This window comes from Rhizobium sp. 01L419, from assembly GCF_056400025.1.
The window spans coordinates 1-17,286 of record NZ_JBFTSM010000033.1 but is presented as its reverse complement, the minus strand read 5'-3'; the positions used below and the strand labels follow the sequence as shown (position 1 = coordinate 17,286).

Sequence of the window (17,286 nt, the reverse complement as noted above, 5' to 3'; positions counted from 1 at the left end):
GGGCTGCACCCATGAGCAGGGACGTGAAGGATATGCCGGAGAGAGGACAGACGATCCTCCGGTTGAGCAATATTTCCAAAAATTTTGGCGCGGTTTCGGCACTGACCGATATCGAGCTCGAAGTGAAAGCCGGTGAGGTTGTGGCGCTGGTCGGCGATAACGGTGCCGGCAAATCGACACTTATCAAGGTCCTTGCTGGCGTGCACCAGCCGTCCTCCGGAACGATCGAATTCTGCGGCAGCAATGTCACGCTCGATAGCCCCGGCGCGGCGCTGGAGCTCGGCATTGCCACCGTCTTCCAGGATCTTGCGCTCTGCGAGAACCTCGATGTGGTCGCCAATCTCTTTCTTGGCCATGAAATGTCCCCCTGGAGCCTCGATGAGGTGGCCATGGAGGTGCGCGCCTGGACGTTGCTCAGAGAACTCGCCGCCCGTATCCCCTCAGTGCGCGAGCCGATTGCCTCCCTTTCGGGCGGCCAGCGCCAGACGGTTGCCATCGCCCGCTCGTTGCTGCTCGATCCGAAGATCATCATGCTCGACGAGCCGACAGCAGCCCTTGGCGTTGCCCAGACCGCGGAAGTGCTCAACCTCATCGAGCGCGTTCGCGAGCGCGGCCTCGGCGTCATCATTATCAGCCACAACATGGAAGACGTGCGCGCCGTGGCGGACCGCATCGTGGTATTGCGCCTCGGGCGCAACAACGGTGTCTTTACGCCCGACTCTTCCAACCAGGATCTCGTCGCTTCCATCACCGGCGCTACCGAAAACGCTGTGTCCCGCCGGATCGAGCGCAAGACCGGCGCGCCCCATGAAACCAGCGGGAGGCCTGCATGAGCCAGAAGATATCAAATCCCATCAGCAAGCCGGCCGCTGCTCTCGATCGCAGTGACGAACGCGTCCGCCACGACGACAACGTTCGCGGTATGATCAAGGCCTTCTTCGACCGCGTACGGTCGGGCGATCTTGGCATGCTGCCAGTCTTCGTCGGCCTCGTCGTCATCTCGACGGTCTTTTCATTGCTCAATCCGGTGTTTCTGGCACCGAACAATCTCGTCAACCTGCTGTTCGACTGTGCCACTGTCGGCGTGATCTCGCTCGGCATCGTCTGCGTTCTGATGCTCGGCGAAATCGATCTCTCGGTCGGCTCGATGAGCGGTCTTTCCTCCGCCATCCTCGGCGTGCTCTGGGTCAATATGGGCTGGCCGATCCCGCTGGCGATCCTGGTGGCGATCATCGCCGGTATCGTCGTCGGTACGCTTTACGCGGTTTTTTATAACAGGCTCGGCATGCCGAGCTTCGTTGCCACACTTGCCGGCCTCCTGGCACTGCTTGGCATGCAGCTTTATATCCTCGGGCCGACGGGCAGCATCAATCTGCCCTTTGCCTCGCCGCTCGTGCGCTTCGGCCAGATCCTCGTCATGCCCGACTGGCTTTCCTATATGCTGGCGCTGCTGCCGGGTCTGGTGATGGTCGTCAATGAGATGCGCAAACGCCATCAGCGGCTGGCCTCCAACCTGTCTTCGCCGCCCGTCGGTACGCTTGCGGTCAAGGCCATCGTTCTGACGGCTGCTCTGGAATTTGCCGTCTACTATCTCAATCTCGGCCGTGGCGTGCCGTGGATGTTCGGCCTCTTCGTCGCAATTGCCGTTATCCTGAACTATGCGCTGACCCGCACCAAATGGGGCCGCTCCATGTTTGCCGTCGGCGGTAATCGCGAGGCCGCACGCCGCGCCGGCATCAATGTGCGCCGCATCTATCTCAGTGCCTTCGTTCTCTGCTCGACGCTTGCCACCATCGGCGGCATCCTGTCGGCCTCACGGCTCGCGTCGTCCAGCCAGCAGGCGGGCACGGGCGACGTGAACCTCAATGCCATTGCGGCGGCGGTCATTGGCGGCACCAGCCTGTTCGGCGGACGCGGCAGCGCCTATTCGGCCCTGCTCGGCATCATCGTCATTCAGGCGATTTCAAACGGGCTTACGCTTCTCAATCTCAGCTCGTCGCTGCGCTACATGATCACGGGCGCCGTCCTGGCAATCGCCGTCATCGTCGATTCGCTTGCCCGCCGGTCCCGTGTCAGCCACGGCCGCGCCTGAACCGCATTCTCAAGGAGTATTCGCATGACTGATCTCATGAAGGGCAAGGTCGCCGCCATCACCGGCGCGGCTTCGGGTATCGGGCTGGAATGCGCCCGCACCCTGCATGCCGAAGGCGCCACCGTGGTGCTCATCGACCGTGCCAAGGACAGGCTCGAGGCTCTCTGCAGGGAGATCGGTGAGGGCGCCCTGCCGCTCGTCGTCGATCTACTCGACGGCCCGCAGGTTTCCGGAATGCTGCCGCGCATTCTGGAAGCTGCCGGCCGGCTCGATATCTTCCACGCCAATGCCGGCGCCTACATTGGCGGGCCGGTTGCCGAAGGTGATCCGGATGCCTGGGACCGTATGCTGAACCTCAACATCAATGCCGCCTTCCGTTCGGTCCATGCGGTGCTGCCGCATATGATCGCCCAGAAGTCCGGGGATATCCTCTTTACCAGCTCGATCGCCGGCGTCGTGCCCGTCGTCTGGGAGCCGATCTATACGGCTTCGAAATTCGCCGTTCAGGCCTTCGTCCACTCCACCCGCCGGCAGGTCGCCCCGCATGGCGTTCGCGTCGGCGCGGTGCTGCCTGGACCGGTCGTTACCGCGCTCCTGGATGACTGGCCGAAAGCCAAGATGGAAGAGGCGCTTGCCAATGGCAGCCTGATGCAGCCGAAGGAAGTGGCCGATGCCGTGCTGTTCATGTTGTCCAGACCGCGCAACGTCACGGTCCGCGATCTGGTAATCCTGCCGAACAGCGTCGACCTCTGAGGTTGACAGGTGCGGCTCTGGATTGCTCTAGAAGCCTGATATTGCCGATTTGAATCGAGAGATCATGAGCGACACTTCACACGCGTTAGGAGCGGGTGCCAAACATGTCATCGGCGTCGATGTCGGCACCGGCAGCGCCCGTGCGGGCCTGTTCGACCTTAATGGCCGGATGCTTGCCTCCGCCAAGCGGGACATCACGCTCTTTCATGAGGCCGGCTCGATCGTCGAGCAGTCGAGCACCGAGATCTGGGCGGCAGTCTGTGCCTCCGTCCGCGAGGTCGTTGCCGCAAGCGGTATCGATCCGACATCCGTGGCGGGTCTCGGTTTCGACGCGACCTGCTCGCTTGTCGTGCTAGGTGAGGGGGGCAGGCCGCTTCCCGTCGGCCCCTCCGAAGATCCGGACCGCAACATCATCGTCTGGATGGACCACCGCGCCGTTCCTCAGGCGGAGCGTATCAACGCGCTCGGCCATGACGTGCTGCGTTACGTCGGCGGCCGTATCTCGCCGGAAATGGAAACGCCGAAGATCCTCTGGCTGAAGGAGAACCGCCCACAGATCTTCGATACCACTTGGCAGTTTTTCGATCTCGCAGACTTTCTCACCTGGCAGGCGACAGGTGATCTGTCGCGTTCCACCTGCACGGTCACATGCAAATGGACTTATCTTGCCCATGAGAAGCGGTGGGATGCGTCCTATTTCCACCAGATCGGTCTCGGCGCGCTGGCCGAGGAGGGCTTCGCCCGCATCGGCCAGACCATCGTCGAGCCAGGCTCGGCGGTCGGTCAGGGCCTGACTGCAGCTGCAGCCGAGGAACTTGGCCTCACTGCGGGAACGGCGGTTGCTGCCGGCCTGATTGATGCCCATGCGGGCGGGATCGGAACCGTTGGTATTGGCGCCGGTCCACAGGCCAATCTCGGCTATGTCTTCGGCACCTCGTCCTGCACCATGACCTCGACATCAGAGCCCGCCTTCGTGCCCGGCGTATGGGGTCCCTATTATTCGGCCATGGTGCCGGGTATGTGGTTGAACGAAGGCGGCCAGAGCGCGGCAGGTGCGGCCATCGATCACCTGCTTTCCTTCCATCCGGCTGCCGCAGAGGCGCGGGAGCTGTCGAAGCGCAATGGTGTTCCCTTGCCGGTACTGCTGGCGGATAGGGCTGCGCAAAAGGCGGGTCAGCCCTCGGATGCCGTCAAGCTTGTCGCTGGCCTGCATGTCGTTCCGGAATTCCTCGGCAATCGTGCCCCCTTTGCCGATCCGCATGCCCGTGCCGTCATTGCCGGGCTTGATATGGAAAGAGATATCGACAGCCTGGTTGCGCTCTACGTCGCCGGCCTTTGCGGGATCGGCTATGGCCTGAGGCAGATCATCGACACGCAGGCCGATGCCGGCGTCACTATCGACAACATCGTCATCAGCGGCGGCGCCGGTCAGCATGATTTCGTGCGCCAAATGCTTGCCGATGCGAGTGGCAAGCCGGTGGTCGCAACGAAGGCTGAAGAGCCTGTCATGCTGGGCGCTGCGATCCTCGGCGCCGTCGCCGGCGGGCTGTTTGCCGATATGCGTGAAGCCATGTCGAAACTGTCGTCAGCCGAAGAGACCTATAAGCCGATGCAAGGCGCGATCGCCGATCTTCACGCAAAGCGTTACGAGGGCTTCAGGCAGCTTCAGACGCTGACGCGCGAGTTGCGGACGTTCTGAACCCGTCGCCTCAATCGCTCGTGCCTTAGGGCCAGGTGGCAAAGGATGGGGCGGCGCCTTTGGCCGACCGCGCGGCGATCTTGCGCCGGTAGGCGCCAGGTGGCTCGCCAACGCGGCTTTTGAAGAAGCGGCTGAAATAGCCGGGATCGCGAAAGCCGAGCCCGAAGCCGATCTGCTCGACGGATTGTTCCGATTGCCCAAGCCGCAGCTTTGCCTCGGCGATCAGCCTTTCATGGATCAGCTCCATCGGGCTTCGTCCGGCGCCGGAAATGCAGACCCGATGCAGGTGGTCATAGGTGATGCCCATCGTTCGGGCGATATCGGTAATTGCCGGCTGTTCGCGGTAACGCAATTCGACGATCTGCCTGAACCGTTGCAAGGTGGTCGCCCCGGTGCCTGACGTCTTCGTCGGCGACGATGCCCCTGAGGCCCGCCATATCAGCAGGAGCAGCACGGAAAAATAGGCGCCGACAAGCGCTGTCCCGCCGGGTCGGCGGTCCCGTGCCTCCTGCGTCATGACCTCGAACGCGCGACCGATATCGCCCGCATGCCCCACCAGATTTTCGTTTTGAGCCACGACAACGCGTTCGATCATGTCGTGCAACTGCACGGCGGCCGGGCTATCGCCGACCGTTCTGTGGACAAAGTCTTCGGCCGCCGAGAGCATCGCTCCCTCGCTGCCGGCGGCAAGAACGAAAGTTCCCAAAATCCGTCGCGGCAGCCAAAGTGACGCAGGTGCCGAAAGCGTAAGCCCCGACTGTCCGTCGATGGATAGGCTCGCGCTGCCTCGCGAGACGAAGAAGGCCTGATAGAAGGGACGGCTGGCGGGGGCGTCAACGCTCCAGGTCTGACTGCCAAGGCCGGCGGAAATCATCGATGCGGTGACCGACAAGGCCGGCACCTCGAGCAACTTTTCCGACATCATAAACTCCGGGCACGCGACTGGCTGGGCGATCACAGGCCAAGCGGGAATTTGAAGAATTCGCGGAAAAGTACAATAAACTGCCAGGAGAATCCATTCATTTCGCCGATGGATTGGTTCCTACTGGACCCCGAGGAGAGCTTGAATATCAGGCGATAGGGGTGAGGACCTTCTAATGAAAGACATCGGTCTATCGGTGTGACCGATTCGCATGCCCCGGCGGAGCCGGAAACCAGCAAACATCATCGCGCCAGGCCCTTGGCGGGTTTTACAGCGCATATCTGAAAGGCAAAGAGATGGTTGATCTGATGCTTCTCATTGGCGGTCGTGCCATCCCGGCTTCGAACGGCGCAACCTTCGAACGATTAAACCCGATTAGCGGTCAGCTGGCGACGAAGGCCGCCGCGGCGACGCTAGAAGATGCACACGCGGCGGCTGCCGCCGCGGCCGCAGCCTTTCCGGCCTGGTCGGCGCTGGCGCCGACCGAGCGGCGCAAGCGCCTTTCGAAGGCCGCCGACATGCTGGATTCCCGCACCGGCGAATTCATCGCCGCCATGGCGGAGGAAACGGGCGCTACGGCCGCCTGGGCGGGCTTCAACGTCTATCTCGCCGCCAATATGCTGCGCGAAGCGGCCGCGATGTGCACGCAGATCACCGGCGAAGTGATCCCCTCGGACAAGCCCGGCCTGTTAGCGATGGCCGTGCGCCAGCCGGCCGGTGTCGTCCTCGGTATTGCGCCGTGGAACGCCCCTGTCATTCTCGGCGTGCGCGCTGTCGCCCTGCCGCTTGCCTGCGGCAATACCGTTATCCTCAAGGCATCCGAGCTTTGCCCGAAGACGCATCATCTAATCGGCGAGACGTTGCGCGAGGCAGGCCTCGGCGACGGTGTCGTCAATGTGCTCAGCAATGCGCCGGCCGATGCTGCATCCATCGTCGAAAAGTTAATCGCCCACCCGGCGGTGCGCCGTGTCAATTTCACCGGCTCGACCCGCGTCGGCCGTGTTATCGCCGAGGTCTGCGCCCGCCATCTGAAGCCCGTACTGCTGGAGCTTGGCGGCAAGGCGCCCTTCGTCGTGCTCGATGATGCCGATATCGGCGAAGCCGTGAAAGCCGCTGCCTTCGGTGCCTTCATGAACCAGGGGCAGATCTGCATGTCGACCGAGAGGATCGTCGTCGACGAAGCGGTGGCCGACGTGTTTGCCGATCAGTTTGCCCGCAAGGCCGCGACGCTGGTGGCCGGCGATCCGCGCCACAGCAATTCGCCGCTCGGCTCGATGATCGGCCTCGATGCGGTGGAACGTGTCAACGGCCTGATCGAGGATGCGGTGTCCAAGGGCGCCCGCCTGCTCGCGGGTGGCCGCGCGGTCGGAACGCTGATGGATGCCGCGGTGCTCGACCACGTGACCCCATCAATGCGTATCTACGGAGAGGAAAGCTTCGGTCCGGTTGCCTGTATGGTGCGCGCGCGCGGTATCGATGAGGCGGTCCGGATTGCCAATGATACGGAATACGGCCTGTCTGCCGCCGTCTTCGGAAGGGATGCCGCCCGCGCCATGGAGGTTGCGAGACGGATTGAAAGCGGCATCTGCCACGTGAACGGCCCGACCGTGCATGACGAGGCACAGATGCCCTTCGGCGGCGTGAAAGCCTCCGGTTACGGCCGCTTCGGCGGCAAGGCCGGCATCAACGAGTTCACCGATCTCAGGTGGATTACGGTGGCATCGCAGCCCGGACACTATCCGATCTGACACGAGAGTTGGCGAGCCGGCCTGGCACGCTTCAGAGACGGTGGCACACCGTCACGAATTCCGTGCGCGGAATGTAGCGGTATTCGACGATCATATCGGTGCAATCGAGATGCCGGCGCTGCACGTAGCGTGCACGAATGACTGGCTTCGGCCGATGCTTGACGACATGGGGTCGTTCATAACCTTGAATCATGTCGGCAGAGATGGCCGAGTCTGTCGAAATGGTGGCCACGGCCAACGTCAACAACGATACTAGCAAGGCGCGCATGCAGTCTCCCTCCTTATAAATATGGGTGGACGCCGCATGTGCGCGTCCGCCCCTGGGCTCAATGTGTGGTTAGTTTCGCTTCTGCTGCTGCAGCGAGAAAATCTTCCCTTGCCGTTTCCAGGCTCACACGTCCTTCCACGGCGCCCTTGCAGGCGTTGCTTGCTTTGACGAATTTTGCCCCCGTGCGCCGTGGCCACCCGTCGTGAAGATAGATGAGTGCGTCGAACGGGCCCATGACCGTCCTGGATCCGGAATTGTCGAACTTGATTTCGATCGGTTTGCTCCATTGGGCATTTGGCATCTTTTCCTCCTCCTGTTGCGAGCGCCCAAACGCCTGGAGAAGGAATTTGTTCCCGCCCTTGAGATTGGTTGGTTAATCGCGGCTTTATCGACCCGGCGGAGAACCGCGACCGGGACCGAAACGCCTGATTTCTCATAGATTTCGCTGGTCTGGCACCATACTGAAACTGTTTTTTTGATATGAAACAAAATACTTGATTAAAAAAACCTCTCAGAATAGCTTGCTCAAAAATTAAATTCAATAAACGAGGAACATCAATGCGGGCTAAAGCGACCCTGAATAGGGAATTTACCATCTCGACCGTCGACAAGCGCGTCTATGGCTCCTTTCTGGAGCATATGGGCCGTGCCGTTTACACCGGTATTTATGAGCCGGGTCACGAAAAAGCTGATAAGGAAGGTTTCCGTACCGACGTTCTTGATATGGTGCGCGATCTCGATATGCCGATCGTCCGGTATCCGGGCGGCAATTTCGTTTCGGCCTATCATTGGGAAGACGGCATCGGCCCGCGCGATCAGCGTCCGACGCGTCTTGATCTTGCCTGGCGGACCCGCGAGACCAACCAGATGGGCGTCAACGAATTCGCCGACTGGTCGAAGCTCGCAAAGACCGAGATGATGCTCGCCATGAACCTCGGTTCGCGCGGCCTGAATGATGCCCGCAATTTCCTCGAATATTGCAACCATCCTGGTGGTACCTACTGGAGTGACCTGCGCGCCAAGCACGGATACAAGGACCCGCACAATGTCCGCATCTGGTGCCTCGGCAACGAGATCGATGGTCCCTGGCAGGTCGGTCATAAGACCGCAACCGAATATGGTCTGCTTGCCAATGACGTCAGCAAGGCCTTCAAATATTTCGACAAGACGCTCGAGACCGTGGTCTGCGGTTCGTCTAACGACAAGATGAAGACCTATCCCGAGTGGGAGGCACAGGTTCTCGATGCGAGCTATGACAGCGTCGACTATATCTCGCTGCACAAATATTTCGGCAACGAAGAAAACGACACGCTCAACTACTATGCCAAGGCGATCGAACTCGATCGCTACATCGTCACGATCGGCGGCGTCATCGACTACATCAAGGCGAAGAAGCGGTCGAAGCGGGACGTGAAGATCTGCTTCGACGAATGGAACGTCTGGTATCACGATCGCAAGGAAGACGATCAGCGCTATAAGAACTGGGATTGGCCAGAAGCCCCGCCGCTGCTCGAAGAACTCTATAATCTCGAGGACGCGATCTTCGTTGCATCGCTGATCAACGTCTTTATCCGCCGTTCCGACCGCGTCAAGATCGCCTGCATGGCGCAGCTCGTCAACGTCATCGCCCCGATCCTGACCAAGGCGGGTGGACCGGCCTGGCGCCAGTCGATCTACTACCCGCTGCAGTTTGCTTCGAAGTATGGCCGCGGCACAGCTCTCAACATTTCCGCGTCAGGCCCGACCTATGATTGCGAGGTGGCGCAGGACGTGCCCTATCTCGATCTTTCGGCGGTGTTGCAGGAGGATGGCAAGAGCATCGCGCTCTTTGCGATCAACCGTAGCCTTGACGAGGCGATCGATCTCGATGTCGCCCTGCAGGGCTTCAAGGGCGCGAAGATCGTCCAGCATCATACGATGGTGGGCGACGATCTGAAGGCGCGCAACTCTGTCGAAGACCAGAACCGCATCGTGCCGAAGGCAGGGTCCGGCCTCCAGGTCACCGACGAGGGTAGGCTCACCGGATCGCTGCCGGCGAAATCCTATCATTTCATCCTGCTGTCCGTCGCCTCGGCGTGAGCTGAATGCCATCGGGGCAGCGGAGGAGGCTGCCCCGTCCGGAGTGCCCATCGGGAGGATATATGTCTGGGATAAAACTGACTGACGTCAGGAAGTCGTTCGGGTCCTTCGCTGTCATTCACGGCGTCGATATCGAGATCGAGCAGGGTGAGTTCGCCGTTTTCGTCGGGCCTTCCGGCTGCGGGAAATCGACGTTGCTGAGGATGATTGCGGGACTCGAGGAAACGAGCGGCGGGCAGATCAGCATCGAGAATGAAGACGTAACGCACAGGGAGGCGTCAAAACGCGGCGTCGCCATGGTCTTCCAGTCCTACGCGCTCTATCCGCATCTTTCCGTCTTCGAAAACATGGCCTTCAGCCTGTCGATTGCCAAGCGGCCGAAGGCAGAGATCCAGCAGAAGGTGAAGGCGGCCGCCGATATCCTTCGCCTCGGGGACTACCTGCAACACAAACCGAGCCAGCTTTCCGGCGGCCAGCGCCAGCGGGTGGCGATCGGCCGCGCCATCGTGCGCGAGCCGCGGGTCTTCCTGTTCGACGAGCCGCTCTCCAACCTCGATGCCGAATTGCGCGTGAAAATGCGCATGGAGATCGCCCGCCTGCACCGGCAGATCGGTGCGACGATGGTCTATGTCACCCATGACCAGGTCGAGGCGATGACGCTTGCCGACAAGATCGTCGTGTTGAAGGAGGGCATCGTCCAGCAGGTCGGCGCGCCCCTGGAGCTCTATCGCGATCCACAAAACATGTTCGTCGCTGGGTTCATCGGTTCGCCGGGCATGAACTTTCTGAAGGGAAAGGTCGTTGCCGCTGGCCAGAGCTCCGCCCGCATCGAACTCGATGACGCGCCGGGTCAGGTTTTCGAGCTGCCGACACGCAGCCCGGTCGCTAAAGGCGCAGCCATCAATGTCGGCGTCCGGCCCGAGAATATCGGGCTTGGCGCCTCAGATGGAGGCCTGACGCTGCCTGTCACCGCTGAATTCACCGAAGAGCTTGGCGGCACCGGATATCTTCACGTGCTGACCGCGACCAATGCGGAGATGACGGTTGAGTGCCGCGAAAGCAGGCCTCAGCCGAAGGAGAAGATCAGCCTCTCTCTGAGAGTGCCTGAGATGCTGGCCTTCGATGCCGAAGGCAGAAGGCTCAGCTGATTGAACGGGGTCCGGAGCTGTGATCCGGAGACCGGAAAGGAATGCAGGAGACGTGATCGCGCGCCTTTGGAGGAGGTCCGCGACAGAAGCCGCCCCGGGCACCGGGGTGACCCAACCCATGCTTTAGAGGAGGAACAAACGTGAGAAAACTCTTAAAACTTGCCGTTTCGGCGGCCATCGCATTGCTGCCCTCGGCAGCCGCATTCGCGCAGACGGACATCACCTGGTGGGATTTCTTAAGCGGCGGCGACGGTGTGCGCATGAAAGCGCTCATCAAGGAATTCAACGACACCCATCCCGACATCAAGATCAACGCCACGACGCTTGAATGGGGCGTGCCCTTCTACACCAAGGTGCAAACGTCAGCTGCTGTCGGCCAGCAGCCGGATATCATGACCTATCACATGTCGCGTTATCCGCTCGCCGTGCCAACCGGTATCCTGCGGCCCTTCTCGGACGAGGAGCTTGCTTCCGCAGGCATCAAGAAGGAAAACTACGTCGACGCGGCCTGGAAGCAGGCTACCTTCGACAACAAGGTCTACGGCATTCCTTTCGACGTCCACTCGATCGTTCTCTACTATAACAAGACCATTCTGAAGGAAGCCGGTCTGCTGGGCGATGACGGTCTGCCGAAGGGCCTCGACGGTCTGGCCAATTTCAACGCCGCGCTCGACAAGATCAAGGCGACAGGCAAGGTCGAATATCCGCTTTCGCTGCACACGGATGAAGGCGGCTCCATGTGGCGCGTCTTCTACACGCTGCTCTCCCAGCAGGGCGCCAAGTTCATCGACGGCGACCAGATCCTGCCGGGCGATGCCGGTGTAAAGGCGCTTCAGACCATGGCGAACTGGGTTTCCTCAGGCTATTCGCCGAAACTTATCTCCTACGAAGCTTCGATTGCGCTCTTCACCTCGGGCAAAGCCGCAATGCATGTCAACGGCGTCTGGGAAGTGCCGACGATGGCCGATCTCGCCAAGAAGGGTGAGCTCGGCTTCGAATGGGGCGCCATCGAAATCCCGAACCTGATGGGTACCCAGGCCACCTGGGCGGATTCACATTCCTTCGCCGTTCCGAACAGCGACAGCAAGCCGATCACCCCTGAAAAATTGAAGGCCGTCCTGCAGATCATTGCCTGGATGAACCAGCACAGCATTTCCTGGGCCAGCGCCGGTCATATTCCTGCTTTCAAACCGGTGACGGACAGCAAGGAATTCAAGGAAATGCAGCCGAATGCCACTTATGCGAAGCTTGCCGATACGGCTGTCTTCGATCCGGTTTCCAAGCTCGCCGGTGTCGCAGGCCCGATCTACGAGGCAACACAGAACTTCGTGGTTCCGGCTCTGAACGGTCAGCTCGATCCGGCGGATGCCATCGATCAGATGCGTGAGGAGCTGCAGAGCCAGCAGTGAGACGATGCTGGCCGGAGTATCTCCGGCCAGCCTTCCTCCAGGGAGATGATCTGTGGTCAACAATGAAAAGCGGCGCAAGACGATAACGGCGATCACCATGATTGCACCGTTCCTGATCGCCTATGCGGTCGTGTTTGCCTATCCGGTCTATAAGATGTTCGCCTTGAGTTTTACCGACGCCCCGCTCGTCGGCGAAGGCCAATGGGTCGGCTTCGACAATTATATCAGGCTCTTCCATCAGAAGCTCTTCTATACATCGGTCTGGAATACCGGTTATTTCGTCGTTTTGACGGTTATCCCGAACACGTTGATCGGCCTTGGGCTGGCACTGATGGTCGTGCGCCTGAAAGGCTGGATGCAGAGCCTCGTGCTGGTGCTCTTCTTCATCCCGTATATTCTTCCGGTTTCGGTTGTCACCCAGATCTGGAAATGGGTGCTCGACCAGCAATTCGGGATCGCACAGTTCGCGATCGAAGCCTTCACCGGCTCACGCGTCAGCGTCTTCCGCGATCCGATATGGGCCATGCCCATGGTTGCGCTCGTGACGGTCTGGTGGACCAACGGCTTCAATCTGCTGCTCTTCATTGCCGGCCTGCGCAACATTCCCCACGACTATTACGAGGCGGCGACGCTTGACGGCGCGACGCGCTGGCAGTGCTTCAAGCGCATCACCTGGCCGCTGATCTGGCCGGTAACCGCGCTGGTGCTGACATTGCAGCTCATCCTGCAGCTCAAGATCTTTGATCAGGTCTATCTGCTGACAGAGGGCGGGCCGTTCAATTCCACGTATGTGCTCTTGCAACTCGTCTATCGCGAGGCTTTCCGATCGAACCACGGTGGTCTCGGCTCCGCAGTCGCGGTGATCCTGTTCATCATCATTGTCGTCGTCTCGGTGCTGCAATATCAGCTCCTGCGAGTGAGGGAGCGCTGAGATGCCCGGCAAATCAATCGGCAATACGCTTCTTCTGATCCTCACAGTGATGATCGCCTGCACCTGGGCTTTTCCGATCTATTGGGCGATCGTGACGTCCATCAAGCCGGAACAGGACGTGGTCAACAAGACCACCCTTTTCCCTGACGTCTTCAATTTCTCAGGCTATTATTATGCCCTCTTCGAAACCAAGCTATCGACCTGGTATCTAAACTCGATCGTCACCTCGGTGACGGTGACCGTCGTCGTCATCCTGATCAGCGTCATGTGTGCCTATGCGCTGTCGCAGATCGTCTTTCCCGGTCGCAAGCTTATCTACGGCATCATCCTGGCGAGCTTCATGGTGCCCTCGCAGGCGCTGGTCATTTCGCAGTTCGTGCTGATGCATAAGCTGAACCTGATCAACACGTGGGGCGGCATCATCCTGCCCCAGCTGATCGTTCCCGTTGTTGTCATCGTCTACAAGCAGTTCTTCGATTCCGTGCCGAAGGAGCTGCGCGAGGCGGCCAAGCTTGATGGCTGCGGCGAGTTCCAGATCCTGTTCAAGCTTTATCTGCCGCTGAACTGGGGTATTACGACAGCGCTGGCGATCATTACCTACATCATGGCTTGGAACGCCTTCCTCTGGCCGTTCCTCGTTACCAACTCCGACGACATGATGACGATCACTGTCGGCATCACCCAGACGAGAGACGCATTTGGCGTGAAATATGCGCGCGACATGGCGGTGGCAATCCTCGCCGCGATGCCGGTCGCGGTTGCCTATCTGTTGTTCCAGAAACGCGTAACGCAGGCCCTCATGCTGTCATCGGGCATCAAGGGCTGAGTGCATGAGAGATTGCTTCCGGGCCGAGGTGAGAAGGCCCTGCCGGTCCGCGAGAGCTCTCCCGAGGCGCGGGCCGGCACTTCCAGAAAAGGCGGCGACATGGACTATGCCACCGTGATATCAGCTGAAACCAACAAGAGAGACTGGAAACCAGTATCAAGGTATGGAGACGAAACTTCTAACCGTTGATCCGATGCGGGACGTTGACGTCGTCCAGGCTCTCGGTTCCCCGACGCGTATCGAAATCCTCAACCTGCTGCGCCAGAAGGGGCCGCTGAATGTCAACGACATCGCGGCGCAGATGCGCTTGCCGCAATCGACGACCGCGACCAATCTGAAGTCGCTCGAGCAGGCGGGCCTCATCCAGACACAGACGATGAAGGCGACGAAGGGAAATCAGAAGGTCTGCTCCAGCATCTATGACGAAATCCTCATCCGCTTCGATACCAACGGTACCAAGGCGAGCGAGGATGTGGTGACCGTCAGCATGCCGATCGGCCTCTTTACCGAATTCGACGTGGGGGCGCCCTGCGGCCTCTGTTCGGTCAACAATGTCATAGGCATGCTCGACGTGCAGGAAGTCTTCCTCGACCCGCAGCGCATGCAGGCGGCATTGCTCTGGTTCACACGAGGCTATGTCGAATACAAGTTCCCGAACAATGCCAAGGTGTCCGGCAAGAAGATCCGCAAGGTTGAATTTACGGCCGAACTAAGCTCGGAAACCCCGGCTACCAACGCCAATTGGCCGTCCGACATCTCGATTTGGGTCAACGGCATCAAGGCAGGACACTGGACTTCGCCCGGTGACTATGGCGATCGCCGCGGCATGTATTCGCCGTCCTGGTGGAAGCTGTCGGGCTCGCAATACGGCAAGCTCAAGACCTGGACGATTGACGAGACCGGCACCTGGATCGACGGCGCCATGGTCTCGACCCAGACCATCACCTCGCTCGGCATAGCCGACCATCACTCGATCCGCTTCCGCATCGGCATCGACGAAAAAGCCGAAAACCCAGGCGGTATGAACCTCTTCGGCAAGGGTTTTGGTGATTTCGACCAGGATCTGGTCATGTCGATCTTTTTCTGACGCGCGACGAGCCAACGACGATTGCCGCAACGGTTTGCTGCGTGTTCGAGCGGCCTATCCATTGCCCTCCGTGGTTGCTCTTGACCTCTCTTGACCGCCGCACACTTTATCCGCGAGGAAAAGGGAGGCTATCTCGACGCTGCGATTCCGGTCCTGACGGGTGTGCGCCGCAGTAACTTACTGCTGCCTCTGTGGGCAGCTCGTCATAAAAAAGGAAAATAGATTGAGCATTTCAAACGATCGAATTGCCAGGGAAGAGATGATCGAGGCCAAGGCTTTCGTTGATCTGGCCAGGATAACGCCCCAACCATTCAAGGACAGCGTCGAATTTGCCTGCATGCCATTGGGCGACGGCTGTGCCATTTCGCTGCCATCGGCTCCCGCCATTGGCCTCAATCGCATTTTGGCCCTGAATGACATCGACGAACTCGACGCCGCGCTTGGTTGGATGAAGACCAAAACAGGCAGACGGCACGTCCAGATCAGCGAATCCTCCGCCTCCGATGAAATGCGTGGATGGATTTTGGATAAGGGATTGATCGAAAACGGTGCCTGGGCAAAGCTCACGCGATCCGCTCCAGTCGCTCCGCTTTCAACCGAAGGGCCCGTGCGTGCACGCTTGGCCGGTATCGATGACGCTCCGACTTTTGGCAAGCTGATGTGCGCAGGCTTTGGTTTTCCGGCGGAGCTTGAGCCGCTCTGGTCATGCCTTGTCGGCAAAAGCGGCTGGGCCTGCTTCATTGCGGAATTGGAGGGCACGCCGGTCGGCACGGGGGCGCTGTTTATAGAGAATGGTTGCGCCTGGCTAGGAGCAGGAGCGACACTCCCTGAATACCGAAATCGCGGAGCGCAAAAAGCGCTGATCAATGCCCGGCTGAACGAAGGCCTGGCCCAGGGCGTTTCTCTGTTTGCGGTCGAGACAAGTGAACCTCAGGAGGGGCAGCCGAACATATCCTTCGGAAACCTGACCAAGGCAGGCTTCAAGCTCTCGTATATCCGCAAGAACTATCTCTTGCCGAACTAAAGGCCCCTCCCACCGGTGCGGCTGCCGCACCGGTGCCCATGTTCGGTGAATACATGGGGCGCGAAGATGCGTGCAGTGCCCGCGCTGGAGAAGGAAACCATATGCAGCTGAATGGTGAACTGAACCCGAACGACCCGGAATTTTTCGAGCTTCTCACCGGGAGCTTCAGACGTCTCGTCGGCAGAGCTCTTGTTCCCAAGGAACGTGGGCCCGAGTGGCTCTACGGCGATGCCCCTTTTGTGGTCCTGGCCCATAATACCGCGCCCAGTCCTGTGTTTGTCTACGCCAACGGTGCGGCCCAGAGGCGGTTTGGATATAGCTGGAGCGAATTCGTAAAGCTGGAATCCAGGCTGTCGGCCGGCCCCAGCGAACGGGGAGAGCGTCAGATGCTGCTCGATGCTGTGGCGCAAAACGGCTATATGGCGGGCTATCGTGGTCTGCGCGTCACGAAGTCAGGGAGCCGCTTCTGGATGGAAGACGGGATAGTCTGGCAGCTCCGAAACGCGGAAGGGCAGGATTTCGGCCAGGCTGCGATGTTTTCTCAGTGGGTTGAGATACCAACCTCTTAAATCAGCAATGGCGCCTAGGAATCATATCGAGCTTTCGCTGAAGCGCCCCGGCCTCTGGTGCGAGACGATCCTAACCGGCGGCTGGAAACCTCGAAGTTGCCCGGAAGCATAGTCGACCCATCGCGTTTTCGTGATGAAACCCAGCCAATAAATACATGCACCATAGTTGCCGCCGTAACCGACCGCGCCATTTGTCTGATCCGGACAACAATCCGACATGGAGAAAAACCGATGGCATCGAGCGAAGACCGAATCAGACAGCGCGCCTACGAGATCTGGGAACAGGAAGGCCGGCCCCATGGGGAGGACATGAAGCACTGGTTGCAGGCGTTTCAGGAAATCGCCGCGAGCGCCGACGCGGGCGGACAACCTGTCAAGAAATCTCGGTCGAAGAAAGCTGTCGCAGCGGATTTGCCTTCGAAGACGAAAGGTGCCAGCAAATCCAAAGTTGGCGCGCAGAGCGTTCCTACGACAGCCCGGCCGCCGAAATCAACCAAGGTCGCGAGCGCTACAAAGCACTGAAGAGCGGGTCCTTGGCCTGAGTCGCGCCGGCGAATTCGGCCGGCTGGTGGTATTGCTTGAGCGGGGCGCCATTCAATGGCGCCCCGCGATGCATTGGGCTTGTCGAGAAGGAGATCCCGCTCGGTTCAGAGCGATCTGACGTTCTCGGCCTTCGACTTGCCGGTCTTCCGATCCTGGCCTCCTGGCCAACGTCGAAGGACACGCTTTGC

At 59.9% G+C, this 17,286-nt stretch carries 17 protein-coding genes; 14 read left to right on the top strand and 3 right to left on the bottom strand.

The genetic code is table 11. The annotated features are described in order from the left end of the window. The first annotated feature begins 11 nt into the window (after nucleotides 1–11). The 4 genes from AC1DUP_RS35235 to AC1DUP_RS35220 all read left to right on the top strand — a co-directional run bounded on the left by AC1DUP_RS35235 (nucleotide 12) and on the right by AC1DUP_RS35220 (nucleotide 4,544). Nucleotides 12–833 (top strand): ATP-binding cassette domain-containing protein, encoded by an 822-nt coding sequence (locus tag AC1DUP_RS35235; protein WP_477837104.1) that lies wholly within the window; start codon nucleotides 12–14, stop codon nucleotides 831–833. Further along, the gene (locus AC1DUP_RS35230) at nucleotides 830–2,092 is read left to right on the top strand and encodes an ABC transporter permease subunit (RefSeq protein ID WP_113311864.1); all 1,263 of its coding nucleotides are present in this window, start codon (nucleotides 830–832) and stop codon (nucleotides 2,090–2,092) included. Before AC1DUP_RS35235 ends, AC1DUP_RS35230 begins: the two co-directional genes overlap by 4 nt. A 24-nt stretch (nucleotides 2,093–2,116) precedes the next feature. After that, on the top strand, nucleotides 2,117–2,845 hold the full coding sequence (locus tag AC1DUP_RS35225) for an SDR family oxidoreductase (protein ID WP_113298967.1): 729 nt from the start codon (nucleotides 2,117–2,119) through the stop codon (nucleotides 2,843–2,845). A 64-nt stretch (nucleotides 2,846–2,909) separates the two neighbouring features. Next, complete coding sequence (locus tag AC1DUP_RS35220; RefSeq protein WP_113311863.1) at nucleotides 2,910–4,544, top strand: FGGY-family carbohydrate kinase; 1,635 nt, start codon at nucleotides 2,910–2,912, stop codon at nucleotides 4,542–4,544. Nucleotides 4,545–4,569: 25 nt separating this feature from the next. Here the strand turns inward: AC1DUP_RS35220 and AC1DUP_RS35215 are convergent, their stop codons facing one another. Continuing rightward, nucleotides 4,570–5,466: an AraC family transcriptional regulator gene (locus AC1DUP_RS35215; RefSeq protein ID WP_113311862.1), complete on the bottom strand. Its 897-nt coding sequence runs from the start codon at nucleotides 5,464–5,466 to the stop codon at nucleotides 4,570–4,572. 296 nt (nucleotides 5,467–5,762) lie between these two features. Between AC1DUP_RS35215 and AC1DUP_RS35210 the strand changes: the two genes are divergently transcribed. Then, nucleotides 5,763–7,214, top strand: a complete 1,452-nt coding sequence (locus AC1DUP_RS35210; protein WP_115037955.1) for an aldehyde dehydrogenase — start codon at nucleotides 5,763–5,765, stop codon at nucleotides 7,212–7,214. 31 nt (nucleotides 7,215–7,245) lie between these two features. Here the strand turns inward: AC1DUP_RS35210 and AC1DUP_RS35205 are convergent, their stop codons facing one another. Together AC1DUP_RS35205 and AC1DUP_RS35200 are read right to left on the bottom strand one after the other, a co-directional pair. After that, the gene (locus tag AC1DUP_RS35205) at nucleotides 7,246–7,482 is read right to left on the bottom strand and encodes a hypothetical protein (protein WP_113311860.1); all 237 of its coding nucleotides are present in this window, start codon (nucleotides 7,480–7,482) and stop codon (nucleotides 7,246–7,248) included. A gap of 58 nt (nucleotides 7,483–7,540) precedes the next feature. Further along, entirely contained in the window at nucleotides 7,541–7,783 is a 243-nt protein-coding gene (locus tag AC1DUP_RS35200) for a DUF982 domain-containing protein (protein ID WP_113311859.1), read from the bottom strand. 257 nt (nucleotides 7,784–8,040) lie between these two features. Between AC1DUP_RS35200 and arfA the strand changes: the two genes are divergently transcribed. From arfA to AC1DUP_RS35155, 9 genes are all read left to right on the top strand, one after another. Then, nucleotides 8,041–9,561, top strand: coding sequence for an arabinosylfuranosidase ArfA (gene arfA / locus AC1DUP_RS35195; protein ID WP_113311858.1), 1,521 nt, complete (start codon nucleotides 8,041–8,043; stop codon nucleotides 9,559–9,561). 62 nt (nucleotides 9,562–9,623) lie between these two features. Then, nucleotides 9,624–10,709, top strand: a complete 1,086-nt coding sequence (locus AC1DUP_RS35190) for a sn-glycerol-3-phosphate ABC transporter ATP-binding protein UgpC (protein ID WP_113311857.1) — start codon at nucleotides 9,624–9,626, stop codon at nucleotides 10,707–10,709. 140 nt (nucleotides 10,710–10,849) lie between these two features. After that, nucleotides 10,850–12,118 carry an ABC transporter substrate-binding protein gene (locus AC1DUP_RS35185; protein ID WP_113298959.1) on the top strand — a complete coding sequence of 423 codons (1,269 nt, stop codon included), beginning with the start codon at nucleotides 10,850–10,852 and terminating at the stop codon, nucleotides 12,116–12,118. A 97-nt stretch (nucleotides 12,119–12,215) separates the two neighbouring features. Continuing rightward, complete coding sequence (locus AC1DUP_RS35180) at nucleotides 12,216–13,049, top strand: carbohydrate ABC transporter permease (protein ID WP_113311882.1); 834 nt, start codon at nucleotides 12,216–12,218, stop codon at nucleotides 13,047–13,049. Between the two features lies 1 nt (nucleotide 13,050). After that, the gene (locus tag AC1DUP_RS35175; protein ID WP_113311856.1) at nucleotides 13,051–13,875 is read left to right on the top strand and encodes a carbohydrate ABC transporter permease; all 825 of its coding nucleotides are present in this window, start codon (nucleotides 13,051–13,053) and stop codon (nucleotides 13,873–13,875) included. A gap of 163 nt (nucleotides 13,876–14,038) precedes the next feature. Further along, nucleotides 14,039–14,962 (top strand): ArsR family transcriptional regulator, encoded by a 924-nt coding sequence (locus tag AC1DUP_RS35170; protein ID WP_113311855.1) that lies wholly within the window; start codon nucleotides 14,039–14,041, stop codon nucleotides 14,960–14,962. A gap of 259 nt (nucleotides 14,963–15,221) precedes the next feature. After that, nucleotides 15,222–15,986, top strand: a complete 765-nt coding sequence (locus AC1DUP_RS35165) for a GNAT family N-acetyltransferase (protein ID WP_477837097.1) — start codon at nucleotides 15,222–15,224, stop codon at nucleotides 15,984–15,986. 101 nt (nucleotides 15,987–16,087) lie between these two features. Further along, the gene (locus AC1DUP_RS35160; protein WP_113311853.1) at nucleotides 16,088–16,555 is read left to right on the top strand and encodes an MEKHLA domain-containing protein; all 468 of its coding nucleotides are present in this window, start codon (nucleotides 16,088–16,090) and stop codon (nucleotides 16,553–16,555) included. Nucleotides 16,556–16,786: 231 nt separating this feature from the next. After that, the gene (locus tag AC1DUP_RS35155) at nucleotides 16,787–17,077 is read left to right on the top strand and encodes a DUF2934 domain-containing protein (protein WP_115037953.1); all 291 of its coding nucleotides are present in this window, start codon (nucleotides 16,787–16,789) and stop codon (nucleotides 17,075–17,077) included. Nucleotides 17,078–17,286 lie beyond the last annotated feature (209 nt).

Coding starts and splice junctions, on each gene's coding strand:
- AC1DUP_RS35235 (WP_477837104.1), top strand. CDS start 12: ATGAGCAGGGACGTGAAGGATATGCCGGAGAGAGGACAGACGATCCTC.
- AC1DUP_RS35230 (WP_113311864.1), top strand. CDS start 830: ATGAGCCAGAAGATATCAAATCCCATCAGCAAGCCGGCCGCTGCTCTC.
- AC1DUP_RS35225 (WP_113298967.1), top strand. CDS start 2,117: ATGACTGATCTCATGAAGGGCAAGGTCGCCGCCATCACCGGCGCGGCT.
- AC1DUP_RS35220 (WP_113311863.1), top strand. CDS start 2,910: ATGAGCGACACTTCACACGCGTTAGGAGCGGGTGCCAAACATGTCATC.
- AC1DUP_RS35215 (WP_113311862.1), bottom strand. CDS start 5,466: ATGTCGGAAAAGTTGCTCGAGGTGCCGGCCTTGTCGGTCACCGCATCG.
- AC1DUP_RS35210 (WP_115037955.1), top strand. CDS start 5,763: ATGGTTGATCTGATGCTTCTCATTGGCGGTCGTGCCATCCCGGCTTCG.
- AC1DUP_RS35205 (WP_113311860.1), bottom strand. CDS start 7,482: ATGCGCGCCTTGCTAGTATCGTTGTTGACGTTGGCCGTGGCCACCATT.
- AC1DUP_RS35200 (WP_113311859.1), bottom strand. CDS start 7,783: ATGCCAAATGCCCAATGGAGCAAACCGATCGAAATCAAGTTCGACAAT.
- arfA (WP_113311858.1), top strand. CDS start 8,041: ATGCGGGCTAAAGCGACCCTGAATAGGGAATTTACCATCTCGACCGTC.
- AC1DUP_RS35190 (WP_113311857.1), top strand. CDS start 9,624: ATGTCTGGGATAAAACTGACTGACGTCAGGAAGTCGTTCGGGTCCTTC.
- AC1DUP_RS35180 (WP_113311882.1), top strand. CDS start 12,216: ATGATTGCACCGTTCCTGATCGCCTATGCGGTCGTGTTTGCCTATCCG.
- AC1DUP_RS35175 (WP_113311856.1), top strand. CDS start 13,051: ATGCCCGGCAAATCAATCGGCAATACGCTTCTTCTGATCCTCACAGTG.
- AC1DUP_RS35170 (WP_113311855.1), top strand. CDS start 14,039: ATGGAGACGAAACTTCTAACCGTTGATCCGATGCGGGACGTTGACGTC.
- AC1DUP_RS35165 (WP_477837097.1), top strand. CDS start 15,222: ATGATCGAGGCCAAGGCTTTCGTTGATCTGGCCAGGATAACGCCCCAA.
- AC1DUP_RS35160 (WP_113311853.1), top strand. CDS start 16,088: ATGCAGCTGAATGGTGAACTGAACCCGAACGACCCGGAATTTTTCGAG.
- AC1DUP_RS35155 (WP_115037953.1), top strand. CDS start 16,787: ATGGCATCGAGCGAAGACCGAATCAGACAGCGCGCCTACGAGATCTGG.